Source organism: Afipia carboxidovorans OM5 (genome assembly GCF_000218565.1).
Lineage (GTDB): Bacteria > Pseudomonadota > Alphaproteobacteria > Rhizobiales > Xanthobacteraceae > Afipia > Afipia carboxidovorans.
This window is the reverse complement of the sequence record NC_015684.1, coordinates 2,721,775-2,748,289: the sequence shown is the minus strand read 5'-3', so window position 1 is coordinate 2,748,289 and position 26,515 is coordinate 2,721,775. Positions and strand designations below refer to the sequence as shown.

The window sequence follows — 26,515 nt, the reverse complement described above, 5'->3', positions numbered from 1 at the left end:
CGTATTCAGCCAGTTCGGCACAGCGGGGCTCATCCGAACGGGACGGGCGATGGCAGACGAGGATCAGGTCGAGGAATCCGCCGCTGAGGTTGCGGTGGAGGCTGCGCCGAGCAGCCGGCGCAAGATTTTCATGATTGCAGGTGCCGTGGTGCTCGCCTTGATGGTCGGAGCGCTCGGCTGGTTCGTGTTCCTGCGCAGCCATGACGAGACGCAACACGCCGATGCCGCAGCCGCCAAGGTGGTGCCGCCGGTGTTTCTCGACGTGCCCGACATTCTTGTGAACCTCGCGAGCAATCCGGGCGAGCGGATTCAATATCTCAAGGTTAAGGCCGTACTCGAGCTGAAGGAGGCTCCGCTGGTCGACAAGGTGAAGCCGTCGATGCCGCGCGTCACCGACCTGTTCCAGACCTATCTGCGCGAGCTGCGCGCCAACGATCTCAATGGCTCCGTCGGCCTGTTCCGGATGAAGGAAGAACTCACCAAGCGCGTCAACGTCGCGATCGCGCCGGAGCGCGTCAATGCGGTGCTGTTCAAGGAAGTGGTGATCCAATGACGGGTGACGTCGACCAGGACGCCCTTGCCGCCCAATGGGAGGGCGCACTCGATTCGGAGGATCCGGAAGAGGCGGCTGCCGAAGCCGCCGCCAATGAACTTACCGAGTCAATGGCCGAGCAGTGGGCCGCCATGGTCGACGGCGGCAGCCGCGGTCTCAGCAGCGGCAAGTCGAGCGGCGAGCGCGTCCTGTCGCAGGAGGAGATCGACAATCTTCTCGGCTTCAATGACAGCGAAGTTCATCTCGAAGATCATTCCGGCATTCGCGCCATCATCGACTCGGCGATGGTGTCCTACGAACGTCTGCCGATGCTCGAAATCGTGTTCGACCGCCTGGTGCGGTTGATGACGACGAGCCTGCGCAACTTCACCTCCGACAACGTCGAAGTCTCGCTCGACCGCATCACCTCGGTGCGCTTCGCCGACTATCTCAATTCGATCCCGCTGCCGTGCGTGCTCACCGTCTTCAAGGCCGAGGAGTGGGAAAACTTCGGGCTGTTCACCGTCGATTCCAGCCTGATCTATTCGATGATCGACGTGCTGCTCGGCGGCCGCCGTGGCCAGACCTCGCTGCGCATCGAAGGCCGGCCCTACACCACGATCGAAACCAATCTCGTCAAGCGCCTCGTCGAGGTGGTGCTGGCGGATGCCGAGCAGGCGTTCCGGCCGCTGTCGCCGGTGACGTTCACGATCGATCGTCTCGAGACCAACCCGCGCTTCGCCGCGATCAGCCGTCCCGCCAACGCCGCCATTCTGGTGCGGCTGCGCGTCGATATGGAAGATCGCGGCGGCAACGTCGAATTGCTGCTGCCTTATGCAACCATCGAACCGATCCGCAACGTGCTGTTGCAGATGTTCATGGGCGAAAAGTTCGGCCGTGATCCGATATGGGAAGGCCATCTCGCGACCGAGATCGCGCAGGCGGAGCTTTATGTCGATGCGGTGCTCTACGAAGCCGAAATTCCGTTGAAGCAACTGATGTCGCTGCAGGTTGGCGACACGCTGCCGCTCGATATCCGCCCCGATGCGCTGGTGTCGGTGCGCTGTGGCGATGTGAAACTCAGCGAGGGGCGGATGGGGCGGGTCGGCGACCGCGTCGCCATCCGGGTGTCGAAGCCGCTGCACAAGCCGCGCACCACCTACGCGATGTTTGAAAAACAGGACGAACAAACAAAATTAATGGAGGCACAATGAGCCATCTGATGGGACTGGCGATCGAGAGCCTCGTTGCTCTCCTTCTGGTGTGGACGATCGTCTATTGCCGCATGCTCAACAAGCGGCTGAAGATTTTGAAGGCCGATGAGCAGTCGCTGAAGGCGACCATCTCCGAGCTCATCACCGCGACCGAGATCGCCGAGCGGGCGATCGGCGGGCTCAAGGTGACGGTGCGCGAGTGCGATGAAAATCTCGGCGCGCAGCTCTCCGAAGCATCCGACCTGTCGGGTTCGCTCGGCAAACAGATCGCGGTCGGCAGCGAGATCCTCAAGCGGCTGTGCGATATCGCGGTCGCGGCGCGGGCCACCAGCGAGACGGCGGCGCCGGCGCGTGCCGATGCGAAGTCGGTCGTCGCCGCGGCACAGGCCTTTGCCGAGCGCCGGCGTGGGCTTGCCGCATGAAGCTCCTCCGCGAATTCCGGATCGTTCCGACGCTCTTGATCGCGGCGAGTTGTCTCGCCGTGCTCAAGGTCTCGGGCCTGCTTCTGGATGGCGGATATATTTTCCGGGACGACACGCCGCGCCCGAAATCGTGGGCGGAGAGCTATCTGAATTTCCCGACCGGCCGCACCAATACGATCGACACTGCGGACATTACGGGGTCGGTGCAGGCTCCATCCGACACCAAGCCCGCGGAGGCGAGCAATGTTTCGACCACGCGGCCCGAGGACGTCGCGGCCTCGCCCGATCCGGCAACGGCGGTGTCGCCTGCGGAGCGCGCCGTGCTGGAGCGGCTGCAGAACCGCCGTCAGGAGATCGAGGCGCGCGCGCGCGAGATCGATATCCGCGAGAGCCTTGTGAAAGCGGCCGAGAAGAAGCTCGAAGGCAAGCTGCAGGAGTTGAAGGCGACGGAAGCACGCATCACCGCCGTCGAGGAGCAGAAGACCAAGGCGGAAGCCGCGAAGCTGAAAGACCTCGTGACGATGTACGAGAACATGAAGCCGAAGGACGCCGCCAAGGTGTTCGACCGCCTCGATATTGCCGTGCTCTATCAGATCGCCTCGCAGATCGTTCCGCGCAAGCTCTCTGATATCGTCGGCCAGATGCAGCCGGAGAACGCCGAGCGGCTGACGGTCGAGATCGCGCGCCGCGCGGGCGGGGAGAAATCGGCTTCGCTGTCGGACCTGCCGAAGATCGAAGGACGGCCGATCAATTGAGGCCGGGGAGGTCATGATTAACAGAGCCTTAAACGGCAGATTCTAGGGTGGTTTGATTATTTCGGCCCGGTGTTCGGGAAGCCGACAGACGCCCAAGAGATATGTCCAAAAGATATGTCGAGTGACATGCCGGAGAGACGGACACATGGCCGGTGAGGCTGCGGTGGGATCCATGACGGAGCGGGGGGCGTCCTTCGGGCGGCTTGCGTCTGCGTGTGGCATCATGCGCGCGGCATTCGCGGGCGCGTTGCTCCTGGCCGTACTCGCCGTTGCGCCTCGCGCCGCGCAGGCAGAGACGATCCGGGGCGAGGCGATGCTCACGCAGGAGGCCGGCTATGCACGTCTCCTGATGCGCTTTGCCGAGGAGGTGCCGACCGAGGTGTCGGTCGCGGGCGCGGTGCTGATCGTTCGTTTCGCCAAGCCCATCGAGATGTCGATCGACCAGCTCAACGATGCGGTGCCTTCTTATATTGGCGCGGCACGGCGCGATCCGGATGGCGCGGCGATCCGCCTTGCGCTCAATCAGAAGGTCCGCGTCAACCTGATGACTGCGGGCGAGCGGGTCTACGTCGACCTGTTGCCGGAGAAATGGGTCGGGTTGCCGCCGCCGTTGCCGGCCGAGGTGGTGAAGGAGCTATCCGAGCGTGCGCTCGCTGCCGAGCGCATTTTGCGTATGCAGCGCCAGGCCGAAGCGGCGAAGAAGCGTCCGCCCGTGCGCGTGCGCACCGCGGTGCAGCCGACCTTTGTGCGGTTCGTGTTTGAACTGCCGGACGGCGTCGGCGTCTCGTCTTCGCTCAACGCCAACAAGTATACGCTGTCGTTCTCGAGCGCGCTGACGTTCGACCTGGCCGATGCCAAGGTCGTCGCGCCCTCGAACATCAAGAGCATGAACCAGGCGATCTCGGGCGACAGTTCGTCGGTCGAGATTGCGCTTGTCGGCGACGTCGATGTGCATGGCTTCCGCGAGGAACGCAATTATATCGTGGACATCGGTTTCGACACCGGGAAGGCGGGCTTGGCGCTCGGCCCGGTTGGCTCGCGGCCCGCGATCACGCTGCCTGCGCCTGCGCAGAGCGCCCCTGCGCGCGAAGCTGCGCCTCATGCTGCGGTTCAGCCCGCGCCTGCCGCACCAGCGGTTGAAGCCCCGGCCGCGCTAACGCCGGCCGAAGCCAAGACACCCGATCATCATGCGGCTGCACCGCAGGCTGCCAAGGTTGCCGAGCAAGCAGTAGAGAAGGCGGCTGAAGCAGCGCAGCCGCAGCCGTCACAGGCGCAAGCTGCGGAGGTTGCGCCTACACCAGATACAGAGCCTGCGCCCGCGAAAACGCCGGTTGTGAAAGCAGCAACAGAATCCGCCCGCGCGATTCTGGCGAAGCGAACCAGCCACGATTTCTCCATCACGCTTCCGTTCGGTGGCAATGTTCCGACGGCGCTGTTCCGCCGCGCGGATTCGATCTGGATCGTGGCGGCGGATACGCGCCCGCTCGATGCCAGCCCGATCAAGGCGGAAGGCGGTGCGCTGGTTGCGGCCGTCAACACGCTCGCTGTGCCGGGTGGGCAGGCGATCCAGATCAAGCTTGACCGGCCGCAACTCTTCTCGCTCGGTGGCGACGATCAGGCGCTGGTGTTGACGCTGGCCGACCGCGATGTCGTGCCTTCGCTGCCGCTGACCGCAACGCGCAACGTCGCCGACCCAAGCCATGCCAATGTCAGCATTGCACTGCCGCAGCCGGGCCGTCTCCTGCGCTTCGGCGATCCGGAAGTCGGCGATACGTTGTCGGTCGTCGCGTTGTCGCTGCCCGCGCGCGGCGTGCTGCGCCGGCAGAATTTCGTCGAGTTCTCGCTGCTCGAAGCGATGCAGGGCATTGCGGTTGCGACCAATGCCGATGACCTCGCGGTCGAAGTGCGGCCCGACAAGGTGATCATCAGCCGCCCCGGCGGGCTCACGCTGTCGTCGGCGAGCGTTGCATCCGAGCATCTCGGCGGGCCGGGCGGCGCCGTGTTCGATCCCGACGAATGGAAGAAAAACCAGAAGGCGGAATTCCTGCCGCGGCTCGACCGCTTGATCAACGAAGCTGCGGTTGCGCCGAAGGAGGGCCGGCTCGCAGCCAATCTCGCGCTCGGCAAGTTCTATCTGGCGCGCGGCTTCTATCAGGAGGCGAAGGGCGCACTCGACCTTGCGCTCGCTCCGCCACGCGTGGCGCAGGAAGGCGAGCAGGCCGCGCTGATGGCGCGCGCGGTTGCCTCCATTCTCGTTGGCCGGATCGAGCCTGCGTTGAAGGATCTGAACGATCCGGAGATTGCAGGCTCCTTCGACTCGCAGCTCTGGAAAGGGCTTGCGAGCGCGCGTTTGGGCAAATGGGCGGATGCGCGCGAGAAGTTCAAGAATGTCGAATCCGCGGTGATCTCGCTGCCGCTCGATCTGCAGCGCATCATCCTGATCGAGGCGATGCAGGCTTCGCTCGAAGTGCGCGACTATGACGGCGCGGCGGCGCGCAGCAACGATCTCCAGACCATCGGCGCGCTGCCCGAACAGGCGATGCGGCTGACGCTGCTGCGCGGGCGCCTTGCCGAAGCGCTTGGCCGCGAGCGCGAGGCGCTGGCCGATTATCAGGCGGTGCGCGCTTCGCGGGATCGTGCCTCCGCAGCAGAGGCGACGCTTGCGGAAATCTCGCTTCTGCAGCGGCAGAACAAGATCGAGCCGGACGCCGCGCTCGACGATCTCGAAACGCTGTCGGTGTTGTGGCGGGGCGACGGCACCGAAGTGCGGACGTTGCAGACCTTGTCGCGCATCTATGCCGACAAGGCGCGTTATGCGGATTCGCTCGCGGCCGCGATGACGGCGACGCGGATCGCGCCGAATTCGGAAGCGGCCCGCGCGACGCAGGATGAGGCGGCGGCGCTGTTCTCCGAGCTATTCCTCACCGACAAGGGCGACAGCCTGCCGCCGGTGAAGGCGTTGGGTCTGTTCTATCAGTATCGCGATCTCACGCCGATCGGCCGGCGTGGCGACGAGATGATCCGGCATCTGGCCGATCGGCTCGTCGCGGTCGATCTGCTCGATCAGGCGAGCGAGCTTCTGCAATACCAAGTCGACCACCGGCTTGAAGGGGCGGCGCGGGCACAGGTCGCAGCGCGCCTTGCGATGATCTATCTGATGAACCGCAAGCCCGCGCGCGCTATCGCCGCGCTGCGTTCGACCCGGATTGCCGACCTCGCCGGCGAGGTGCGCCAGCAGCGGCTTCTCTTGGAGAGCCGCGCGCAGAGCGATGTCGGCCGCCACGATCTTGCGCTCGATCTCATCGCCAACATTCAGGGCCGCGAAGTCACGCGCCTGCGCTCCGACATCTACTGGGCGTCGCGGCAGTGGCGGGAATCGGCCGAGCAGATCGAGATGCTGTACGGCCAGCGCTGGCGTGATTTCCGCCCGCTGACCGACATGGAAAAGAGTGATGTCATCCGCGCGGCGATCGGCTACGCACTCGCCAATGACGCGCTGGGGCTTTCGCGCTTCCGCGAGAAGTACGGCCCGAAGATGGAAACGGAATCGGACCGTGCCGCTTTCGATATCGCCTCGCGGCCGGGGTCGTCCGACACCGCGGCACTGGAGAGCGTCGCGAAGCGGGCGGCGACCATCGACACGCTCGATGGCTTTCTGCGCGAGATGAAGAAGCGCTTCCCCGATACGGTCGCGCGCATGAAGGCTCCGAGCGCGGCTCACGACGCCGAGGCAACCGGCGCGCTGCCGACGATTCCGAAGATGGATCACGTCAGTACGGCGCGCTGACTATAGGCAGTGTGCGTTATTGCGAGGAGCGTAAGCGACGAAGAGTCTTTACCTCTCCCCAATGGGGAGAGGTCGCTTTGCGTTAGCAAAGCGGGTGAGGGGGCTCCCCGAACCACTTGGGGCAAGTCCTCAGATTCTCTTGAATACCGTACGCCCTCACCCGGATGCGTCGCTGTCGCTCCGCCTCCGACCTCTCCCCACGGGAGAGGTGAAGAAGCAGCCGCGGCCTTATCCGCCGCCGCCGTAGCTTTGCACGAGGCTGCCGGCGACGAGCGCCCAGCCGTCCACCAGCACGAAAAAGATCAGCTTGAATGGCAGCGACACCACGACCGGTGGAAGCATCATCATGCCCATCGACATCAGCACCGACGACACCACGAGGTCGATGATGAGGAAGGGCAGGAACAACAGAAAGCCGATCTCGAATGCGCGTTTGAGTTCGGAGATCATGAAGGCGGGGATGAGGATGCGCAGCGACATTTCCTCGGGCGTTGCCGGTGGCGGTTCGCCCGAGAGATCCATGAACAGCTTGAGGTCCTTTTCGCGGACGTTCTTCTGCATGAAGCCGCGCAGCGGCCCCACGGCACGCTCGAAACCCTGCTCGACGGAAAGCTCGTTGGCGATCACCGGCTTCACGCCTTCGTCGTAGGATTTCTGCAGCACAGGCCCCATCACGAAGCCGGTGAGGAATAGCGCCAGCGCAATCATCACCGAGTTCGGTGGTGCGGTCGCGGTCCCGAGTGCGGTGCGCAGCAGCGACAGCACGACGACGATCCGCGTGAACGAGGTCATCATCACGAGGATGGAAGGCGCAATCGACAGCACCGTCAGCAGTGCGATGAGCTGGATCGCGCGTTCGGTGACGCCGCCATTGCCCTGACCGCCGAAATTGATGCTGATGTCCTGCGCAGCCGCGGCCGTGGCCAGCGTTGCGGCGGCGATCAGGACGGAAAGAAACAGAACTCTACGCGGAGGTTTTGCCGGCCTCACGTTGGGTTCTTCGGGCGGCCGAGCAGGCTTGCCATTTCATCTTCGAGATTCTCGAAGGCAGGCCGTGCGGGGTCGGGCTCGACGGTAGGCTCGGGTGCTGCGCGCGGCGCGGGAGCTTCCGGCGCCACCGGCGGCGCGCCGACACGCTCGGACGAACTCACTGTGACCGTGCGGGTCTCGGTCGCCTCGACGCGGGTGCTCGGGCGGCGAAGTGCTGCTTCCAGCCGCTGCGCCATCTCGGCGAGATTCTGGTCGGCGGATGAAGGAATTTCAGGTGCGGCACTGCGCGGCGCAGCGCGTGTGGGCAGGGGCGCTTCCGGGCGCGGTGCGCGCGGCAGCGACGGCTCGATCCGCTCGCTTCGCGGCAGAACGCGCGAGGGGCGGTCGGTACGGAGCGAGGAGTCGGGGCGGATCACCGGCTCCGGCGCAGGCGGCGTGCTGTCGCGTCCACGCTCGGGCGCAAGCGACGGCGCACGACGAAGCTCGTCGCTCAGCGGCATGCGCGAAGGACGCGGCGGCGGAGGCGGTGCGGGCGGCTCCGGCAATTCAAACGGCTCGGCGGCAACTTCAGGCTCCGGCCAGTTGGTGTCGGGGAGCGGAATCCGCGGCGGCAACTCGGTGCCCGCGGGGTGACGTGGAGCAGCGGCATCGCGCGAGGAACCGCTGCGCACGATATTCGGCTCGACGACGATGTCGCTTGGCCCGCCGATCATCAGGAGATGTTCGACATTGTCGCGGCGGACGAGGACGAGGCGGCGGCGGCCGTCGACGGCGGCCGCGTCGATGACGGCGAGACGCGGCATTCGTCCGCGGCTGTTGCTCGATCCCAGTCCGCGCCCGGCGAAGCGGCGCAGCAGATAGGCGAGCGCGCCGATCAGGGCCAATACGATCAGGATGGCGAAGAAAATCCACAATATCTGCGACATCCGCGTGCGTCCTTATAGAAATCCGATGGCGTCGTTCGTGAGCCCGCGCGAAACAACAACCCGGCCGGGGAGGAGGTTTCGCGCCTTCGTTAACTCGCCCGGCGAAATGCGCCGGGCCCAGCCCTTTTCATAGACCAGGAATCGGTTGAACCCAACCCCCTCAAGGCCGCGATATCAGGCACTTAGCGGGGGCTTTCCGGCCATCCCATTGAAAACCATCGCACCCCGGCCAAACGCCGTCTGTCGAACTGGTTAACGCGGAGGCAATTTTTAACGCTCCGTTAACCATACACGCGGCAAATTCTGCCTAGCTGCGGCGAGAGGCCGAAGCGCACCCCGGCGGAGGCCGTCATGGCGATCACCGATCTTCCGATGCTGTCGATGCTGCGGACCAAGATGCAATGGCATCAGGAGCGCCAGCGCATCCTCGCCGAAAACGTCTCGAACTCCGATACGCCGAACTTCCGCCCGCGCGAACTCGTTGAGCCGACCTTCGACAAGACCGGCATCAGCGGCATGCGCGAACTCTCGATGGTGCGCACCAGCGCAAACCACATTCAGGCGGCCGGGGTGAGCGAAGCGTTCGGCTCGCACACCAATGGCGGCTACGAGACGCGGCCCGCAGGCAACGCCGTCAATATCGAGGACGAGATGCTCAAGGTGGCCTCGAACCAGATGGACTATGCCGCAGCCGCCTCGCTCTACAGCAAGAGCCTCGATCTTATCAAAACGGCGATTGGCAAGCGCTGAGGCGCGGCCTTCAGGGCAGGGAGAGACATCGTGTCGGCCAGCATGGACTTCCTCAAATCGATGAGCATCGCAACCTCCGGCTTGCGCGCGCAGGCGGGGCGGATGCGGGTGATCTCGGAAAATATCGCCAACGCCGATTCGACGGCGGGCACGGCCGGGGGCGACCCTTACCGGCGCAAGGTGCCGACATTCGTCTCCGCGCTCGACCGCTCGCTCGACGCGCAGGTAGTCTCGCTCGGCCGGATCAAGACCGACACCGCCTCGAGCTTCCGCATCAAGCACGAGCCGGGCAACCCGGCGGCGGATGCGAACGGCAACGTCAAATATCCGAACGTCAACTCGCTCGTGGAAATGACCGACATGCGCGAGGCGCAGCGATCCTACGAGGCGAACCTCAACATCATCAGCGCGACGCGCCGGATGATCCAGCGCACCCTCGACATTCTCAAGGCCTGATCGGGAGAGATTGACCCATGGCAACGCCTTCAGTCGCCGCCAACGCTTACGCAAGCCTCTCGCGCATCATGGAATCCGCCGCGGGGGCGGGCGGGGCAGGCAAGACCGCCGCCGCCGGCAGCACCGGCCCATCGTTCAACGCGCTCCTCAAGGAGGCGATGAACGGCGTGCTCGAGACCGGCCACAAGTCCGACGCGCAGGCCGTTGCGATGGCCTCCGGCAAGGCGAACGTGATGGACGTGGTGACGGCGGTGGCCGAAACCGACGTCGCCGTCTCGACCCTCGTCTCGGTGCGCGACAAGGTCATCCAGGCCTACGAAGACATCATGAGGATGCCGATCTGACGATCGGCACGTCGGCTTGCCCGCAAAAGGAATACGGTCATGAACGGTCTGGAAGTCCTCGAAGTCGCCCGCGATGCGATCTGGACCATGGTGCTGGTCGCGGCGCCGGTGCTGCTCGTCGGCCTCATCGTCGGTGTCGCGATTTCGCTCGTGCAGGCACTCACGCAAATTCAGGAGCAGACGCTGGTCTTCGTGCCAAAAATCCTCGCGGTGTTCCTCACGCTTTTGATCGCGCTGCCGTTCATGGCCGATGCGATGCACGGCCAGATGATGCGGATTTCGTCGCGAATCATCGGCGGATAAGACAGACTATGCAGCGGTCATGCGCATCGACATCTCATTCCTGCCGGTACTGGCCGCAACCTTCATGCTGGTCTTCGCCCGTGTCGGGGCGATGATGATGCTGTTGCCGGGCTTCGGCGAGGCCAATGTCCCGGTCCGTCTGCGTCTCGGCATTGCGCTTCTACTTGCGATGATACTGCTGCCGCTGCACCGCGCGGCCTATCACGTCGATCTCACCTCGATAAATGCCGTGATGATCCTGATGGTCCACGAGATCATCATCGGCGTCGTGCTCGGCGCGACTGCACGTTTCACGCTCGCGGCGCTGTCGGTCGCGGGCTCGATCATCGCCCAGCAGATCGGGCTCGGCTTCGTCACCGCGGTTGATCCGACTCAGGATCAGCAATCGGTGATTCTCGCGAACTTCCTCACCATCCTCGGTCTGACGCTGATCTTTGCGACCGATACGCACTATCTCGTTATCGCCGCGCTGAACGACAGTTACACGCTGTTTCAGCCGGGTGAACTGATGCCGAGCGGCGATGTCGCGGCGCTTGCGACCAAGGCGTTCACGATGGCCTTCACCATCGGTGTGCAGCTTGCCGCGCCGTTCATCATATTCGGCCTCATCTTCAACTTAGGCCTTGGCCTGCTCGCGCGAATGATGCCGCAGATGCAGGTCTATTTCGTCGGCGTGCCGCTTTCGATCCTCGCTGGCTTCCTGCTGCTCGGCATCGTTCTCGTCGCGCTGATGGGCACCTTCCTCGATTACTTCGGCGGCGTGCTGCATCAGCTCGCGCCGGTGAGCGGAGGGTAGTCCGTGGCCGAGGACAGCGACGATAAAACACAAGACCCGACCGCCAAACGCCTCGAAGAAGCGCACAAACGCGGCGACGTCGCCAAAAGTATCGAGGTCAACACCTGGTTCATGGTCGCGGGCGCGACCTTCGTGATGTCGTCGTTCTCGGACTCCGTCGCGTCGAGCATCACCGTGCCGCTGAAGAACCTTCTGCAGCATGCGGGTGAGATGCGGGTCGATGGCGCGAGCCTTCTGCAGCTTGCCGCTCGGCTAGAAATTATGCTGCTCGTCGCGCTCGGCCTGCCGTTTCTCCTGTTGGTGATCGCAGCGATTGCGAGCCATCTCGTCCAGCATCGTCCGGTGTGGTCGACCGATCCGATCACGCCGAAGTGGAGCAAACTCTCGCCGCTGGCGGGCGCGAAGCGGCTGTTCGGCAAGCAGGCAGCTGCGAATTTCGCCAAGGGCCTGTTCAAGGTCATCACTATCGGCGTGGTGATGGCGGTGGTGATGTGGCCCGAGCATGAGCGCGCCGACGCCATGGTGCGACTCGATCCGAGCCTGATGCTCGACCTCACGCGCTCGATGGCGCTGAAGCTGATGGGCACGGTGGTCGCGATGCTCGCGCTGGTCGCGGCGCTCGATTACCTGTTCCAGTATCGGAGCTGGTTCGAGCGGCAGAAAATGTCGCTTCAGGAAGTGAAGGACGAATACAAGCAGTCCGAAGGCGACCCGCAGATCAAGGGCCGGATTCGCGCACTACGCATGGCGCGGGTGCGCAAGCGGATGATGGCCGCGGTGCCGACAGCCTCCGTCGTCATCACCAACCCGACCCACTACGCGGTGGCGCTGCGATACGAGCGCGGCATGCCGGCACCGATCTGCGTCGCCAAGGGCGTCGATCTCATCGCCTTCAAGATCCGCGAAGTGGCGACGGCCCACGATGTGCCGATCGTGGAGAACGTGCCGCTCGCGCGTGCGCTGCATGCTTCGGTGGAGATCGACGACGAAATTCCGGTGGAACACTACCACGCGGTCGCCGAGGTCATCGGCTACGTCATGCGGCTGAAGCGAAACCTGCGGCGGAACTGAGGATCGGCGGACGTGGCGCTTGCATTAGAGACCCCGATTCAGGCACTGAGGGCTCGTCCTTCGCCGGTTTTCCTCGCCTTGCGCCATGGACGTGGCGTCGGACCGGATCGCTTTGGAACAAGGCATTTCGTGTCGCAACCCGTTTCAACCCGCTTTGGCGGCACCCCATGAAGGCAGACCCGAGCACAGCACGGCAGGACGTTGCCGCCCCGGCGACCGAACCGGTGAAGCGGAGCGGCAGCATTATCCTCGTGCTCCTGATCGCGGTCGCGGTGGTCGGCGCGGCGGTTGGCTTCATGCTGATGGGCCGCAGTCAGGCGCAGCCCTTCATTCTCGGGCTGCTGGCGCTGCTCGCGATGGTCGGGTTGTTCACGCTGTTTGCGTTTGCGGCCGGGATCGTGCGGTTCGCCGATCGCGTGGCCGAGAACCCGTTGATGCGACCGATGGCGGACCATGCCTTCGATGGCTTGGCCGTCACCGATGCGCGCGGGCAGATCGTCTATTTCAACAATGCCTATCTCGCGCTGACCGGTGCGAACGGCGCGCAGGACGTGCGTCCGGTCGAGCGGGTCTTCATCGGCAATCCCGACGTGTCGGAAGCCGTGTTCCGCCTGCTCAAGGCCGCGAAGGAAGGCAAGCGCCAGCAGGAGGAAGTCCGCATCACCGATGCCGAGCGCGGTGCGCGGTGGCTGCGGATGCGGGTGCAGCCGCTTGGCCAAAGCCGCCGGGAATCCCGTTACGTCGTGTGGTCGGTTGCCGACATCACCCGCGACCGCGAGCGGCAGGAGGATGTGTTCCAGGAACTGCAGCACGCCATCGAATATCTCGACCATGCGCCGTGCGGCTTCTTCTCGGTGACGCCCACGGGCGATCTCGCTTATGTCAACGCCACGCTCGCCAACTGGCTGGATTACGATCTGGCGGAGATCGGCTCAGGCGGCCTGAAGCTCACCGACATTCTCTCGGGCGACGGCGCATCGCTCCTCACCTCGATCACGCCTGAGCCGGGCGAAGTCAAAACCGAAGTATTCGACGTCGATCTGCGGATGCGCAACGGCAAGACCATGCCGGCGCGGCTCTATCACAAGCTTGCCTTCGGTGCGGATGGTGCCGCAGGTGCGTCGCGCACGCTGGTCATCAATCGCGCGCGCGACGAGCATGCCGATCCGCAGCGCGCTGCCGAGGTGCGCTTCATGCGCTTCTTCGACCATACGCCGATGGCGATCGCGACGGTGGACAGCAGCGGCCAGATCGTGCGCGCCAATGCCCGCTTCGCCAAGCTGACGCAGAGCCTGTCGGCGCAGGCGGCGGCCAACAAGTCGATCTTCGCGGTGGTACACGATCGCGACCGCGGCGAGGTGACGGCGATCATCGGCCGCGCCGCCGAAGGGCAGGGCGATATCCCGCCGGTCGAAGCGATGCTCGATGGCGAGAAAGACCGCTGGGCGCAGTTCTTCGTCACCTCCGTCGAGCATGACGAGCGCGATGCAGAAGTGGCGATCGTCTATCTTCTGGAGACCACTGAGAAGCGCCAGCTCGAGAACCAGTTCAACCAGTCGCAGAAGATGCAGGCGGTGGGCCAGCTCGCCGGCGGCATCGCCCACGACTTCAACAACGTGCTCTCCGCCATCATGATGGCAAACGATTTCCTGCTGAACGCGCACAAGCCGACCGACCCGTCGTTCCAGGACATCATGCAGATCAAGCAGAACGCCACGCGGGCCGCGACGCTGGTGCGGCAACTGCTCGCGTTCTCGCGCCGCCAGACGCTGCGCCCGCAGGTGCTCGATCTCGGCGATGCGCTGTCCGATCTCACGATGCTCTTGAAGCGCCTGATCGGCGAGAAGGTGAAGCTCGATGTCATTCACGGTCGCGACCTGTGGCCGGTGAGGGTCGACGTCTCACAGTTCGAGCAGGTGATCGTAAACCTCGCGGTGAACGCGCGCGATGCGATGCCCGAAGGCGGCAAGCTCGTCGTCAAGACGAGCAACGTCGCGGCGCAGGAGATCGGGCGGCTGGGCATCAAGGAGATGCCTGCCGCCGATTATGTCCGCATCGATGTCGGCGATAGCGGCACCGGCATGCCGCCGGAAGTCATGGACAAGATCTTCGAGCCGTTCTTCTCCACCAAGGAAGTCGGCAAGGGCACTGGTCTTGGCCTCTCCACGGTCTACGGCATCGTCAAGCAGACTGGCGGCTTCATCTATGTCGACTCAACGCAGGGCGAAGGCACGACGTTCTCGATCTATCTGCCGCGCCACATCGTCGAGAAGGAAGCGGAAGCGCCCGCGCCAGTGGCTGAGGGGAACGGTGACAAGCCCAAGACGGCCGATCTCACCGGGCAGGGAACCATCCTGCTGGTCGAGGACGAGGACGGCCTGCGTTCCCTCAACGCCCGCGGCCTGCGTTCGCGCGGCTATACGGTGATCGAGGCCGGGAACGGCGCCGAAGCGCTGGAGGAACTCGAGGCCGAGGGCGGGGCTGTCGATCTCGTCGTTTCCGACGTGGTGATGCCGGAAATGGACGGGCCGACCATGCTCGCGGCGATGCGCAAGCAGAACCCGGAACTGAAGATCATTTTCGTCTCCGGCTATGCCGAGGATGCCTTCGAGAAAAGCCTGCCAGAGGGCGAGCAGTTTGCCTTCCTGCCCAAGCCTTTCACGCTGAGCCAGCTCGTCTCGGCGGTAAAGGAAACCATGAACGCCTGAGCAGTCTGCTCATCTGGGTCAACCGCGACGCACCGACGCAGGCATGATTGGCGCTCCGATCTTTCCTTTTTTCGCAAATTCCCCATTTTGTGGGGGCGCTCCCATGGCGGGGGCGGAAGGAGTGTTCATGAACGTGTCGTCGCGCGCCCGCGCCTTTCTCAAGACCCTTGCTATTGTTCTGACCGTGGCGGTGCCGCTCGCGGCGACGATCTCGAGCGCCGACGCCCGTGGCGGCCGCGGCTTCAGTTCCGGCTCGCGTGGCATGCGCACGAATGTGGCGCCGCCGGCAACGCCGACCGCGCCGAACGCAGCCGCGCCGATGCAGCGGACCATGACCCCCCGCACCGCGACTCCCGCCGCCAATCCGGCAGCGAACGCCGCGAAGCCTGGCCTTCTGAATCGTCCGGGTCTGCTCGGCGGTCTCGCCGCGGGCTTCCTCGGCGCCGGCCTTCTCGGCATGCTGTTCGGCAACGGCCTGTTCGGCGGCCTTGGCGGCCTCGCCTCGGTGCTCGGCCTGATCGTTCAACTCGCGCTGGTGTTCTTCCTGGTGCGGCTTGCGATGTCGTGGTGGGCTCGCCGCAACGCGCCCGCTTATGCCGACAACGCGCCTCCGCAGGCGAATCCGGGGCAGGCACAGAACTATGCGCGCACTGGCTTCGGTTTCGGCGCGGGCCGCAATGCTCCGCCGCTGGAGATCACTCCGGCCGACTATGAGGCCTTCGAGCGCCGTCTCAGCGAAGTGCAGGCGGCCTGGTCGAACGAGGATACGGCTGCACTGCAGACGATCGCAACTCCGGAAATGGCGTCGTATCTCTCGCAGGATCTCGCGGATAACGCTGCGCGCGGCGTCGTCAACAAGGTCTCGGACGTCAAGCTTCTGCAGGGCGACCTGGCTGAAGCTTGGCGCGAGGGCCCGACCGATTACGCAACCGTCGCCATGCGGTTCTCGCTGGTCGACAAGACGATCGACCGCGCCAGCGGCCGCGTCGTCGAGGGCAGCGATACGCCGGAGGAGGTCACCGAAATCTGGACCTTCGCACGGCGCCCCGACACCGATTGGGAGCTGTCAGCGATCCAGCAGACAAGCTGAGCTTTTCAGTATTGCAGAAATGAAAGACGCCGCGTTCGCGCGGCGTCTTTTTTGTTGGGCGGTAGCTTCGTTGCGGCCGCACGTTGCGAAACATTCCCGCGCTGTCTCCGTTGTTGGTTGGAACCGGAGCGGAGCCGATGCGCTATGAACTGTTTTACTGGCCGACCATTCAGGGGCGCGGCGAATACGTGCGTCTCGCGCTGGAAGATGCGGGGGCGGATTACGTCGATGTCGCGCGGCGCAAGGGCGGTGAGCGGCGGATGATGGCGATGATGGCGAACCGGCGGCTCGGTCCGCCGCCGTTCGCGCCACCGTTTCTCAAAGCGAACAAGCTTGTCATCGCGCAGGTCGCGAACATCCTGTTCTATCTCGGGCCGCGGCTTGGCCTTGCACCGAAATCGGAGGCGGGGCGGCTACGGCTCCACCAGTTGCAACTCACCATCGCGGATTTTGTGGTCGAGATTCACGACACCCATCACCCGCTCGGGCCGACGTTCTATTACGAGGACCAGCGCCCGCAGGCGAAACGGCGCACGGAGGAGTTCTGGAAAGCGCGCGTGCCGAAATTCCTGGGCTATTTTGAAACGCTCGCTGCACGAGGCAACGGGCCTTATCTCGATGGCCGACGCGCGAACTATGTCGATCTCTCGCTGTTTCAGATCGTCGAAGGCTTGCGCTATGCGTTCCCGAAGCGGATGGCGCGGTTCGAGCGGAAAATCCCCCGCATCGTTGCGCTGCACGCGCGTGTTGCATCGCGGCCCAACATCGCTGCTTATGCACAAAGCGGCCGGCGGATTCCCTTCAACACCGACGGCGTTTTCCGCCACTATGCGGCGCTCGACGAATAGCCTGCACGGCGTGCGAGGCTGTCAAATGCCCTCACAGGAGTTGGTTCGCATGAAGATCACGCATCCCGGAGATTTGACGTCGCGGCGCCCGCCGGAGGACTATTTCACCGGCACAGTCTGGCTCGATCCAGTGATCGAGGCACCAGCGCCCGCGCGGCTGCAGGTGGCGCGGGTGAGCTTCGAGCCCGGCGCGCGCACGGCATGGCATACTCATCCGCTTGGGCAGACGCTCTATATCCTGTCGGGCTGCGGACTGATCCAGTGTGAAGGTGATCGTGTCCGCACCATGAAGCCCGGCGATGTGGTCTGGATTCCGCCAGGCGAAAAGCATTGGCACGGCGCATCGCCGACCACCGGCATGGTTCATCTCGCGATGCAGGAGATGCAGAACGGCGTCGCCGCCGAGTGGCTCGAGAAAGTCACCGACGCGCAATATGCGGGCCGTGACGGCTGAACTGGCTTTTGATGGAAAAGCAAAGCTCCAGCTTGTGTTCGATGTGTTTTCTCCACGCGAACCGGTTTTCACTTCGCTCGAAAACGCTCTGACTGAAACGTGAGCAGGGAGAAGGCTGTGGAACTCTTGCCATAGCCGCATTCCTGACTCATTGTGAATGTCAGATGAATGTATTCTGACAACCCAGTGCGTGCTCTGCTCACGCGGCCCTTTTGAACGGAGGTCCCATGCGCATCATCACCCCTGTGGTCTATGCAGGGCTGCTCGCCGTTTCGATTTATGCCGCGCTCGCCCAGACCTCCCCGATTCAATACACGGCCTCGGTACCCGATCAGGCGCCGACCAAACTTGCTTACGCCGCGCCGAACGACGGCACGACCAGGGCGACCAAGCCTGCCGTCCGCGTCGGCAAGCGCGAAGCGTGCCGTCAGAAGATTGCCTCGAACAAGCAACTCCGGCCGCGCGAGGCGCGTGACCGGATGCAGCTTTGCGTCGCTGAAGCACGGGTCGACTGTCTGCGGCAGGCGATCGATCGCCATGTGCTGCCGAGCCAGCGCCGCCTTTATGTAAAAAGCTGCGTGGCGTCCTGAAACAGGAACGGATTTAGATCGTTTGCGAAAAGGCCGGGCGGTGAACCCGGCCTTTTGTGTAGGGATGAGGAACTCTCAATGGCGAAGAACACCATCTGTCTCTGGTACGACAAGGACGCCGAAACGGCCGCGCGTTTTTATGCCGAGGTCTTTCCCGACAGCGCCGTGACGGCGGTGCATCACGCGCCCAGTGATTATCCGTCCGGCAAGAAGGGCGACGTGCTGACCGTCGAATTCAAGGTGGCCGGCATCCCTTGCCTCGGCCTCAACGGCGGCCCGGCTTTCAAGCATAACGAGGCCTTCTCATTCCAGATCGCCACCGAGGATCAGGCCGAGACCGACCGCTACTGGAACGCGATCGTCGGCAATGGTGGTCAGGAGAGTGCGTGCGGCTGGTGCAAGGACAAATGGGGCGTGTCGTGGCAGATCACACCGCGCGTGCTGAGCGAGGCATTGGCGGTTGGCGGCGATGAAGCAAAGCGCGCGTTCGACGTGATGATGACCATGACGAAGATCGACGTCGCAGCCATTGAGAAGGCGCGACGGGGCTAGCGACGCTGTCACTGCCGGTGACGGTCCATCGCCAGCGCCCTTGATCATTCCTTCTCGCGCGACACGGTGATGTTCGTCACCGTCTTGGTGCGCGCGCAATGGATGTCGAGCTTGCGATAGCGCGTCTTGATGTTCTTGCCGCGAATGAGGCCGATGCGATCGAGGCAGCGCTTGGCGCCGCGCAGTGCGTCTTTTTTGGGTATCGTAAAAATCTGCGCGACGGCGCTCGCGACCAGCGCAGTGAATTCCGTCGACGGCTTCTTCTGCGGTGTCGCCGCATAGAAATCGGACTGCCGGTTGCGGCTGGGGCAGCCGAGCGAGACGACCGAGGCGGCCGGGTGTGCGAGGTAGATGATACCGCCGCGTGCTTGACCCACCTTGAGGCCGTCGATCTGCTCGGCAAGCTGACGCGCGAGTTCGTCACACGGATCGGCCATGGCCGGTGTGGCGACACCAAGCGCAGCAAGAAGCGCCGCCGCGGCCGTGACGCGCGATGTCCATCGAACGGGTTTCATACCCGCATTGAAGCGTGGGGGAGGGGTTTGGGCAAGAGACCGCCCTCAATGCGCGAGCTTCCCGTGCCGGGAGACTTTCGGATGCCTTTGCCGGGGCGATGAAAACTGATTAGAACTCTTCGAAATTTGTCGCGCGCTTGCGTTTTTCAGTGAGGCTCAGATGAACGCCCCTCTCGCTGCCCCGGTCACCGTGCCGCCCTACAAGCATACCCCGCTGTTTCCATTGGGGAAGGACGAGACGCCGTACAAGAAGATTTCGTCCGACGGTGTGCGGGTCGAGACGGTTATGGGCAAAGAGATGCTGGTGGTGTCGCGGGAGGCGCTGAAGACCCTCGCGGAAGCCGCGTTCGTCGATATCAACCATTATCTGCGGCCGGGCCATCTGGCGCAGTTGCGCAAGATTCTCGACGACCCGGAGGCGAGCGACAACGACAAGTTCGTAGCTTTTGATTTTCTCAAGAACGCCAACATCGCCGCCGGTGGCGTGCTGCCGATGTGTCAGGATACCGGCACCGCGATCATTATGGGCAAGAAGGGCTCGCGCGTTTTCACTGAGGGCGACGACGAGGCTGCGCTCTCGGAAGGCGCGCGCGACGCCTACCTCAAGCGCAATCTGCGCTATTCGCAGCTCGCGCCGATCTCGATGTTCGAGGAGAAGAACACCCGCAACAACATGCCTGCGCAGTGCGAGATTTATGCGGAGGGTGAGGACGCCTACAAGTTCATGTTTATGGCGAAGGGCGGCGGCTCGGCGAACAAGAGCTTCCTGTTTCAGGGCACGCCGGCGCTGCTGACGCATGACCGCATGCTGGCGTTCCTGAAAGAAAAGATTCTCACCCTCGGCACCGCGGCGTGCCCGCCGTATCACCTCGCGATCGTCATCGGCGGTACCTCGGCCGAACTCACCATGAAAACGGTGAAGCTTGCCTCCGCGCGTTACCTCGATGTGTTGCCGACCAGCGGCAGCGAAGATGCGCATGCCTTCCGCGATCTCGCGATGGAGCAGGAGATCTGGAAGCTGACACAGTCGATGGGCGTCGGTGCGCAGTTCGGCGGAAAATATTTCTGCCACGACGTGCGGGTGATCCGCCTGCCGCGCCACGGCGCGTCGTTGCCGATCGGGCTCGGCGTCTCGTGTTCGGCCGACCGCCAGGTACTCGGCAAGATCACCAGGGACGGCGTCTATCTCGAGGAGCTCGAGCACAACCCGGCAAAATATCTGCCGGAGGTCGAGGGCCAGCTCGGCGGCGACCCGGTCAAGATCGATCTCAACCGCCCGATGAAAGACATCCTCGCAACGCTGACGCAGTATCCGGTGAAGACGCGGCTGGCGCTCACCGGCACCATCATCGTCGCGCGCGACCTTGCCCACGCCAAGCTGCGCGAGCGGCTGGAGAAAGGCGAGCCGCTGCCGGATTATTTCAAGAACCATCCGATCTATTACGCTGGGCCCGCGAAGACGCCGGAGGGCTATGCATCGGGGTCGTTCGGACCGACTACGGCAGGGCGCATGGATTCGTTCGTCGATCAGTTTCAGGCGGCGGGCGGTTCGCTGGTGATGCTTGCCAAGGGCAACCGCGCCAACGTGGTGCGCGATGCCTGCCAGAAGTATGGCGGCTTCTATCTCGGCTCGGTCGGCGGCTCGGCGGCGAATCTCGCCGAACATTGCATCAAGAAGGTCGAGGTTGTGGAGTATCCCGAACTCGGGATGGAAGCGATCTGGCGCATCGAGGTTGTCGATTTCCCGGCCTTCATCATCATCGATGACAAGGGCAACGATTTCTTCAAGGAGTTGAATCTGGGCTGACGGATTGCTGGCTTGCCATGTAAAGCGCGAGCTGAGCGTCGAACGCGCGCTTGTAGGCGGGCCGCGCTTCTCCGCGCGCGACATAGGCCGCCAGGTTCGGGTATTCGTTCAGAAGGCCCGACGATTTCAGCCTGAGCAGCACCGACACCATCATCAGGTCGCCGGCGCTGAATGCGCCATCGAGCCAGTTCGATTCACCAAGATAAACTGATAGCTGCTTCAGCCGGTCGCGAACGCGATTCCTGAGTAACGGCATGCGCTCCTTATTCCAGGGCTTATCGCTCTCCAGCAGCTTGGCGTTCACAAGTTCAAGAATTGGCGGTTCTATCGTGTTGAGCGCGGCAAACATCCACGTGATCGCGCGCGCCTGCGCATTGGCATCGCGGGGCAGGAGGCCCGCATGTTGCTCGGCGATGTGAAAGACGATCGCCCCTGTCTCGAACAGCGTGAGATTGCCTTCCTCATAGGTTGGAATCTGGCCGAACGGATGCAGCGCCAGATGCGCCAGCTCCTTCATTGCGCGGAATGAGACGGGACGAACCTCGTAAGGCTGTCCCACTTCCTCAAGCGCCCAGCGAACGCGCGTGTCGCGCGCCAGTCCCGCGCCTCGATCCGGTGACTTCTCAAAGGTGGTGATGATGATGACGGTCATGGTGACGCTGCTCCCGACAAAACATCGGCTTGACGCAACGGTCCTTATATCATAATTAACCTATAAGTTAAATATGAGATCTACCCAAATGGACCGTCTTTCCAGCACCTTTTCCGCACTGGCCGACCCGACGCGGCGGGCCATTCTGGCGCGCCTCGCGCTTGGCGAGACATCGGTGAACGATCTCGCCGCGCCGTTCGATATGAGCCTTCCCGCTGTCTCCAAGCATCTCAAGGTGCTGGAAGGGGCAGGGTTGATTACGCGCGGGCGCAACGCGCAGTGGCGGCCGTGCAAGCTCGAAGCCGCGCCTTTGAAAGAGGCGGCAAGCTGGATCGATTTCTATCGCAAGTTCTGGGAGGCGAGCTTCGACCGGCTCGATGCCTATCTGGAACGCCTGCAGTCAGCGGATGCAACGCCGGACAAACCCAAACCGACAAAACGCAAGAGGCGCAAAAATGACCGCAAATGAATCCGTGAGCGTGACGCCGTTCACCGTGACCCGCATCTTCAACGCGCCGCGCGATGTGGTGTGGAAGGCCTGGACGGAGCGAGAGGCGCTGGAAGAATGGTGGGGGCCGAAAGGCTGCGCCATCGAAGTCGAGACGCTTGATGCGTCGTCCGGCGGCACCTTTCATTATTCGATGCGGATGCCGGATGGCCAAATCTGGTGGGGTATTTTCCACTACGAGGAACTGGGTGAAGCCCGAACGTATCGTGTTCGTGAATTTGTTCTCGAACGATGCGGGCGAGGTGACCCGCGCACCGTTCAGCGAAAGCTGGCCCAGGCAGATCCGCAACGTTGTCACGTTCCATGACGAGGGCGGCAAGACGAGGCTCGAATTGCGCAGCCAGCCGGTCCGCGCGACGGCGGAGGAGTGCGCCTTCTTCGAGGGTATGTTCGATTCGCTGCAGCAGGGCTTCGGAGGCACCTTCGATCAGCTCGACGACTATCTCGCGACACAAAAGTGACGCAGCGTACTTGCACAGTGCAATCAATCACAGTCGGAGGACGCGCCCATGAAGATCAATCCCTATCTGTTTTTCAACGGTCAATGTGAAGAAGCGATCAAATTCTATGCGAGGGTGCTGGGCGGAAAGATCGAGATGATGGTGCCCTATAAGGACATGCCGGGCGATGAGAAGTTCCCGGCGGAATTTGCTCATCACATCATGCACGCCCGTCTATCGATCGGCGATCAGGTTATCATGGCCTCCGATGCCGGACCCGGCCGCTATAACAAGCCGCAGGGTTTCGATGTTAGTTTGAATGTTGATACGGTTGAAGAGGCCGAGCAGGTTTACAAAGGATTGTCAGAAGGCGCTCAGTCCGTCGGCATGCCGCTCGGCGAGACATTCTGGGCGCAGCGGTTTGGCTCATTCGTGGACAAATTCGGCACCAACTGGATGATCAATTGCCAGAAGCCGGTGTAGGCGGCATCCATGCCATTATCTGCCAACCCATTGCCCGTCGCTGAGCGTGAACTTGTCATCACGCGTACATTCGATGCGCCGCGCGAGCTTGTCTTCAAGCTCTGGACCGATCCGAAGCATGCGATGCACTGGTGGGGGCCGACCCATCACCCGGCCGTTGAAATGCACATGGACGTGCGGATCGGCGGCAAATGGCGCAATTGCCTGAAGTCGGTGGAGGACGGCATCGAGATCTGGCAGTACGGCGTGTTCAAGGAAATCGTGCCGCCATCGACGTTGGTGTTCACCTTCATGTGGGAGCAGAACCGCTTTCTCGAACACCCGACGATCGAGACGCTGGTCAGCATCACCTTCGAGGATCGCGGCGACAAGACATTGATGACGATGCGCCAGTCGCCCTTCCACGCGATCGGCGATCGCGATGGGCATGGTGAAGGCTGGAATTCGACTTTCGATCGGCTGGCCGATTATGTCGTACAGATGGTTGCGAGGGATGTGCAGGGGAGTTGAGCCTTGCTAGATACCGCCGGCCTGCAAAGCCATGGCGGTCAACAATTCGTCATCGCTGTTGGGAATATTGCGAAGTTGAGTTAGATGCCTGTCACGCCCCGCACATGCGGGGCCGGTCAGCGTTCATCAAGATCAATGCAAACTGGTCTGTTCCCGCCATTGCGGGCGGGTCAGAAGGATTTCTCCGTGTCGTCTGCGACCTATACCCGAAACGCGATTGTGCTCGGCCTGCTCTCCGCGGTGGGGCCGTTCGCGATCGACATGTATCTGCCGGCGTTGCCTTCGATCTCGGGCGACCTCAAGGCCTCAACCGCCGCGACGCAGATGACGCTGACGGTGTTCTTCTTCTCGTTCGGCCTGTGCCAGATTGTGTACGGGCCGCTCTCGGATGTGGTCGGCCGCAAACCGCCGCTTTATTTCGGGCTGGCGCTGTTCATCATCGGCTCGATCGGTTGCGCACTGGCTCCGGGCGTCGAGTGGCTGATCGCGGCACGCGTGGTGCAGGGCATCGGCGCGGCGGCAGGCATGGTGATCCCGCGCGCGGTGATCCGCGACCTGCATACCGGTCATGAAGCGACGCAATTGATGTCGCTCGTGATGTTGGTGTTTAGCGTGTCGCCGATCCTCGCGCCGATCACCGGCAGTGCGTTGATCGTGCCGTTCGGCTGGCGCGCGGTGTTCGTCGCTGTGGCGATTGCCGCGGTGCTCGCCTTTGCCCTGATTCTCGTGTGTCTGCCGGAGACGCGGCTTCATCATCAGCGTCTGGAAGCGAGCGTGGGCAGCGTGCTGCGGGGTTTCGGGGAGTTGCTGACCAATTCGCGCTTTATGGGCCTGGCCTTCATCGGCGGGTTCGGCATCGCGAGCTTCTTCGCGTTCCTCGCAAGCTCGTCGTTTATCTATATCGACCATTACGGCCTGACACCGACGCAATATAGCCTCGGCTTTTCCGTGAATGCCTTCGGCTTCATCGGCGCGTCGCAGCTTGCGGCAACGCTTGGGCGACGCTTTGGCCTGTCGCGTGTGGTGATCACCGCGGCGGCCTGCTGCACCGCGTTCATGCTGCTGCTGCTCGGGGTGACGCTCGCCGGCGTCGATAGCCTCGCGGTGTTGGTGGTGCTGTTGTTCATGGGATTTGCGTTCCTCGGCCTCGTCATTCCCACCACCATGGTGCTGGCGCTTGACGACCATGGGCCGATCGCGGGCATCGCGTCGTCGCTCGCGGGCACGCTGCAGATGGTGACGGGCGGGGCGGTGATCGCGCTCGCGAGCCTGTTCTTCGATGGCAAGCCGCTGCCGATGGTGGCGATCATCGCCACCTGTGCCGTTTGTGCGTTGCTTCTGAGCCTCGGCACGTTGCGACGTGACGCACCTGCGCCGCAGCTCGCGGAATGACGCGGAACCGTCACAAACCGTGCGAATAGATGGGGACTGCCGCGGCAATGCCCTCCGGAGGGCCGCGAAAGGCATGACATGATGCCGGAATCGCTCTACTAAGCCACTTTCTCCTTCCTGCCGGTTTGCACATGCCTGTCATCTCGTCGAATAAGCCCTACCGGATCGGGCGCTCCAAGACCGGGCTCGGTCTGTTCGCCACTCAGCCGATCAAGAAGGGTACCAAGATCATCCGCTATTTTGGCCCCATGCTGGATTGCCGGAAGAAGAAGGATGATGCGATCGAGAACAAGTACCTGTTCGCGATCAACGGCCGCTGGACTATCGACGGGTCGGTCCGCAAGAACATCGCGCGCTACATCAACCATTCCTGCCGTCCGAACGCGGAATCCGATGTCAACACGCGCAAGCGCACCGTCTTCATCCGCGCGATCAAAAACATCGCGCCGGGCGATGAGATCAACTACGATTACGGTACCGACTACTTCAAGGAATACCTGAAGCCGATCGGGTGCAAGTGCGACTCCTGCGAGAAGAAACGCGCCAAGCTGCGTGTCGAGGCCCGGGCCGTGAAGGCGAAGGACAAGAAGAAGGCCGCCAAGACCAAGTCGGCCAAGCCTGCCACCAAGGGCAAGCCGGCGAAGGCAAAGACGGCGGGTAAGGCCGCAACCAAGACTTCTGAGACAAAGACTTCCAAGAAGTCTTCCAAGACAAAATCGGCGAAGGCCTCCAAGACTGCAAGCGCCGCAAAATCTGCCCGTACCTCGAGCCGCCGAACAGCCGATTATGCCCGTGCTGCGAGCAGCGGTGCACGCCTTGGACCAAATCTTGGACCACGCGCGGCAGGCGCCGCACGCGCAACGCCAGCGGCTTCGAAAAGCGGCGGTGGTTTCGGCGCCTGAGGCGGTTGTTTCCGGCCCGCACGCGCATATCTTCCGAGCGTCTCAGCGCGAGGGCTCGTCATGGTGTCATCCCATCCGCTTCGGCTCGATGTCGTTTCCGATGTCGTCTGCCCGTGGTGCTATATCGGCAAGCGTCGCCTTGAGCGCGCGCTGGCGCTGGTGCCGGACGTTCCCGTTGCCGTGAGCTGGTATCCGTTCCTGCTCAATGCGTGGGTGCCGCGCGAGGGCATGGCGCGGGAAGATTATCTCGTCGCAAAATTCGGCTCGGTCGAAGCCTATCGCGATATTGCAAACCGCGTGGTCGAAGCGGCGGCGCAGGAGGGTTTGCAATACAATCCGGAACGTGTGCAGCGCCAGCCGAACACGCTGGATTGTCACCGGCTGATCCATTGGGCCGGGGCGTCTGACGCGGCCGCCGCGATGACGCAGCGGCTGATGGAGCTTTACTTCCGCGACGGCGGCGATCTGACCGAGCGGGACGTGCTGGTGCAGGCGGCTGCCGATGTCGGCCTGGACGCCGACGAGACGCGCCGCCGCCTCGCAACGGATGAGGATATCGATCTGATTGAGGCGCAGGCTGCGGAGGCCTCTCAGAAGGGGATCAGCGGCGTGCCGACCTACGTGCTTGCCGCACGTTATGCGATCTCCGGCGCGCAGCCTCCGGAGCAGCTTGCGGCTGCGTTCCGGCAGGTTGCGGCGGAAGCCGACGCGGGCTGAC

30 protein-coding genes are annotated in these 26,515 nt (G+C 63.3%); 26 read left to right on the top strand and 4 right to left on the bottom strand.

Going from position 1 to position 26,515, the window contains the following annotated elements; genetic code table 11:
- Positions 1-49: 49 nt before the first annotated feature.
- The 5 genes from fliL (at position 50) to OCA5_RS13045 (ending at position 6,710) form a co-directional block, all read left to right on the top strand.
- The gene (gene fliL, locus OCA5_RS13065; protein ID WP_012562549.1) at positions 50-553 is read left to right on the top strand and encodes a flagellar basal body-associated protein FliL; all 504 of its coding nucleotides are present in this window, start codon (positions 50-52) and stop codon (positions 551-553) included.
- Positions 550-1,746, top strand: coding sequence for a flagellar motor switch protein FliM (fliM, locus tag OCA5_RS13060; RefSeq protein WP_012562550.1), 1,197 nt, complete (start codon positions 550-552; stop codon positions 1,744-1,746). Before fliL ends, fliM begins: the two co-directional genes overlap by 4 nt.
- Entirely contained in the window at positions 1,743-2,168 is a 426-nt protein-coding gene (locus OCA5_RS13055) for a DUF6468 domain-containing protein (RefSeq protein WP_012562551.1), read from the top strand. Before fliM ends, OCA5_RS13055 begins: the two co-directional genes overlap by 4 nt.
- Positions 2,165-2,923: a MotE family protein gene (locus OCA5_RS13050; protein WP_012562552.1), complete on the top strand. Its 759-nt coding sequence runs from the start codon at positions 2,165-2,167 to the stop codon at positions 2,921-2,923. Before OCA5_RS13055 ends, OCA5_RS13050 begins: the two co-directional genes overlap by 4 nt.
- Before the next feature lie 145 nt (positions 2,924-3,068).
- Entirely contained in the window at positions 3,069-6,710 is a 3,642-nt protein-coding gene (locus OCA5_RS13045) for a tetratricopeptide repeat protein (protein ID WP_012562553.1), read from the top strand.
- A gap of 228 nt (positions 6,711-6,938) precedes the next feature.
- Here OCA5_RS13045 and fliP read toward each other — a convergent pair whose 3' ends face one another.
- Positions 6,939-7,700 (bottom strand): flagellar type III secretion system pore protein FliP, encoded by a 762-nt coding sequence (fliP, locus tag OCA5_RS13040; RefSeq protein ID WP_012562554.1) that lies wholly within the window; start codon positions 7,698-7,700, stop codon positions 6,939-6,941.
- Positions 7,697-8,626: a flagellar biosynthetic protein FliO gene (locus OCA5_RS13035; RefSeq protein WP_012562555.1), complete on the bottom strand. Its 930-nt coding sequence runs from the start codon at positions 8,624-8,626 to the stop codon at positions 7,697-7,699. Before OCA5_RS13035 ends, fliP begins: the two co-directional genes overlap by 4 nt.
- Before the next feature lie 351 nt (positions 8,627-8,977).
- Between OCA5_RS13035 and flgB the strand changes: the two genes are divergently transcribed.
- The 12 genes from flgB to OCA5_RS12975 all read left to right on the top strand — a co-directional run bounded on the left by flgB (position 8,978) and on the right by OCA5_RS12975 (position 18,588).
- Entirely contained in the window at positions 8,978-9,376 is a 399-nt protein-coding gene (flgB, locus tag OCA5_RS13030; protein ID WP_012562556.1) for a flagellar basal body rod protein FlgB, read from the top strand.
- A 42-nt stretch (positions 9,377-9,418) separates the two neighbouring features.
- Positions 9,419-9,832 (top strand): flagellar basal body rod protein FlgC, encoded by a 414-nt coding sequence (gene flgC / locus OCA5_RS13025; protein ID WP_041559561.1) that lies wholly within the window; start codon positions 9,419-9,421, stop codon positions 9,830-9,832.
- 17 nt (positions 9,833-9,849) lie between these two features.
- The gene (gene fliE, locus OCA5_RS13020; protein ID WP_012562558.1) at positions 9,850-10,176 is read left to right on the top strand and encodes a flagellar hook-basal body complex protein FliE; all 327 of its coding nucleotides are present in this window, start codon (positions 9,850-9,852) and stop codon (positions 10,174-10,176) included.
- Between the two features lie 39 nt (positions 10,177-10,215).
- Entirely contained in the window at positions 10,216-10,479 is a 264-nt protein-coding gene (fliQ, locus tag OCA5_RS13015; protein ID WP_012562559.1) for a flagellar biosynthesis protein FliQ, read from the top strand.
- 19 nt (positions 10,480-10,498) lie between these two features.
- On the top strand, positions 10,499-11,275 hold the full coding sequence (gene fliR / locus OCA5_RS13010) for a flagellar biosynthetic protein FliR (RefSeq protein ID WP_012562560.1): 777 nt from the start codon (positions 10,499-10,501) through the stop codon (positions 11,273-11,275).
- A gap of 3 nt (positions 11,276-11,278) precedes the next feature.
- Positions 11,279-12,346, top strand: a complete 1,068-nt coding sequence (flhB, locus tag OCA5_RS13005) for a flagellar biosynthesis protein FlhB (RefSeq protein WP_012562561.1) — start codon at positions 11,279-11,281, stop codon at positions 12,344-12,346.
- Between the two features lie 167 nt (positions 12,347-12,513).
- Positions 12,514-15,054 (top strand): cell cycle histidine kinase CckA, encoded by a 2,541-nt coding sequence (gene cckA, locus OCA5_RS13000; protein ID WP_012562562.1) that lies wholly within the window; start codon positions 12,514-12,516, stop codon positions 15,052-15,054.
- 127 nt (positions 15,055-15,181) lie between these two features.
- Positions 15,182-16,144 carry a Tim44 domain-containing protein gene (locus tag OCA5_RS12995; RefSeq protein ID WP_012562563.1) on the top strand — a complete coding sequence of 321 codons (963 nt, stop codon included), beginning with the start codon at positions 15,182-15,184 and terminating at the stop codon, positions 16,142-16,144.
- A gap of 137 nt (positions 16,145-16,281) precedes the next feature.
- A complete protein-coding gene (locus tag OCA5_RS12990) occupies positions 16,282-16,992 on the top strand; it encodes a glutathione S-transferase (RefSeq protein WP_012562564.1) in 711 nt (236 codons plus the stop codon).
- Between the two features lie 49 nt (positions 16,993-17,041).
- Positions 17,042-17,446 (top strand): (R)-mandelonitrile lyase, encoded by a 405-nt coding sequence (locus OCA5_RS12985; RefSeq protein ID WP_012562565.1) that lies wholly within the window; start codon positions 17,042-17,044, stop codon positions 17,444-17,446.
- 227 nt (positions 17,447-17,673) lie between these two features.
- Complete coding sequence (locus tag OCA5_RS12980; RefSeq protein ID WP_012562567.1) at positions 17,674-18,036, top strand: hypothetical protein; 363 nt, start codon at positions 17,674-17,676, stop codon at positions 18,034-18,036.
- 78 nt (positions 18,037-18,114) lie between these two features.
- Positions 18,115-18,588 (top strand): VOC family protein, encoded by a 474-nt coding sequence (locus OCA5_RS12975; RefSeq protein ID WP_012562568.1) that lies wholly within the window; start codon positions 18,115-18,117, stop codon positions 18,586-18,588.
- 44 nt (positions 18,589-18,632) lie between these two features.
- On the opposite strand, the gene OCA5_RS12970 is transcribed toward OCA5_RS12975, so the two are convergent.
- The gene (locus tag OCA5_RS12970; RefSeq protein ID WP_012562569.1) at positions 18,633-19,103 is read right to left on the bottom strand and encodes a hypothetical protein; all 471 of its coding nucleotides are present in this window, start codon (positions 19,101-19,103) and stop codon (positions 18,633-18,635) included.
- A 160-nt stretch (positions 19,104-19,263) separates the two neighbouring features.
- Here OCA5_RS12970 and OCA5_RS12965 point away from each other — a divergent pair, with 160 nt between their 5' ends.
- On the top strand, positions 19,264-20,910 hold the full coding sequence (locus OCA5_RS12965; protein ID WP_012562570.1) for a fumarate hydratase: 1,647 nt from the start codon (positions 19,264-19,266) through the stop codon (positions 20,908-20,910).
- On the opposite strand, the gene OCA5_RS12960 is transcribed toward OCA5_RS12965, so the two are convergent.
- Complete coding sequence (locus OCA5_RS12960) at positions 20,888-21,562, bottom strand: glutathione S-transferase family protein (RefSeq protein WP_012562571.1); 675 nt, start codon at positions 21,560-21,562, stop codon at positions 20,888-20,890. The genes OCA5_RS12965 and OCA5_RS12960 overlap by 23 nt on opposite strands.
- 88 nt (positions 21,563-21,650) lie before the next feature.
- Here OCA5_RS12960 and OCA5_RS12955 point away from each other — a divergent pair, with 88 nt between their 5' ends.
- The 8 genes from OCA5_RS12955 to OCA5_RS12925 all read left to right on the top strand — a co-directional run bounded on the left by OCA5_RS12955 (position 21,651) and on the right by OCA5_RS12925 (position 26,514).
- On the top strand, positions 21,651-22,031 hold the full coding sequence (locus OCA5_RS12955) for an ArsR/SmtB family transcription factor (protein ID WP_012562572.1): 381 nt from the start codon (positions 21,651-21,653) through the stop codon (positions 22,029-22,031).
- A complete protein-coding gene (locus OCA5_RS12950; RefSeq protein ID WP_244405959.1) occupies positions 22,018-22,377 on the top strand; it encodes an SRPBCC family protein in 360 nt (119 codons plus the stop codon). The genes OCA5_RS12955 and OCA5_RS12950 overlap by 14 nt, the downstream gene beginning before the upstream one ends.
- Positions 22,259-22,531 (top strand): SRPBCC family protein, encoded by a 273-nt coding sequence (locus tag OCA5_RS19515; RefSeq protein ID WP_013913255.1) that lies wholly within the window; start codon positions 22,259-22,261, stop codon positions 22,529-22,531. The genes OCA5_RS12950 and OCA5_RS19515 overlap by 119 nt, the downstream gene beginning before the upstream one ends.
- Positions 22,532-22,579: 48 nt before the next feature.
- Complete coding sequence (locus OCA5_RS12945; protein WP_012562575.1) at positions 22,580-22,993, top strand: VOC family protein; 414 nt, start codon at positions 22,580-22,582, stop codon at positions 22,991-22,993.
- Between the two features lie 9 nt (positions 22,994-23,002).
- On the top strand, positions 23,003-23,503 hold the full coding sequence (locus OCA5_RS12940; RefSeq protein WP_012562576.1) for an SRPBCC domain-containing protein: 501 nt from the start codon (positions 23,003-23,005) through the stop codon (positions 23,501-23,503).
- Positions 23,504-23,689: 186 nt separating this feature from the next.
- Positions 23,690-24,895 (top strand): multidrug effflux MFS transporter, encoded by a 1,206-nt coding sequence (locus OCA5_RS12935; protein WP_013913254.1) that lies wholly within the window; start codon positions 23,690-23,692, stop codon positions 24,893-24,895.
- A 131-nt stretch (positions 24,896-25,026) separates the two neighbouring features.
- Positions 25,027-25,797 carry an SET domain-containing protein gene (locus OCA5_RS12930; RefSeq protein ID WP_012562578.1) on the top strand — a complete coding sequence of 257 codons (771 nt, stop codon included), beginning with the start codon at positions 25,027-25,029 and terminating at the stop codon, positions 25,795-25,797.
- A 60-nt stretch (positions 25,798-25,857) separates the two neighbouring features.
- Entirely contained in the window at positions 25,858-26,514 is a 657-nt protein-coding gene (locus OCA5_RS12925; protein WP_012562579.1) for a DsbA family oxidoreductase, read from the top strand.
- The last annotated feature ends 1 nt before the right edge of the window (position 26,515 follow it).